Annotated in this window: 1 protein-coding gene; it reads left to right on the plus strand. The window is 67.6% G+C overall.

Annotated elements, in window-relative coordinates; translation table 11 throughout:
* Nucleotides 1–395 (plus strand): condensation domain-containing protein (locus QK442_RS36290; protein WP_282698405.1); only part of this gene is annotated, 395 nt, incomplete at both ends.

Raw genomic sequence — 395 nt, forward strand, 5'->3', positions numbered from 1 at the left:
AGTTTCCGCCGGCGTCGTTCGCGCAGCGGCGGTTGTGGCTGCTTTCGCAGTTGGACGGGGGGAGTGCGGCGTACAACGTGCCGATGGTGGTCCGGCTGGAGAGCGGTGTGGATGTCCAGGCGCTGGAGTCCGCCCTGAACGCCGTGATCACGAAGCACGCCCCCCTCCGGACCGTGCTGGAGGTGGTCGACGGCGAGCCGCGCCAGCGCGTCCTGGCGCCGGAGAGGGCGAAGGTCACCGTCGAATGCCGGCCCGTCGACGTCGACTGCCTGGATGCCGAACTGGCTGCCGTCGCTGGTCAGGTCTTCGACCTGGTGGCCGAGCTTCCGATCCGTGCCGTGCTCTTCGAACTGCTGGACGGTTCGGTGGTGTTGTCGCTTGTGGTGCATCACATT

Source organism: Streptomyces sp. CC208A, assembly GCF_030010625.1.
In the GTDB taxonomy this organism is placed as follows: Bacteria; Actinomycetota; Actinomycetes; order Streptomycetales; family Streptomycetaceae; genus Streptomyces.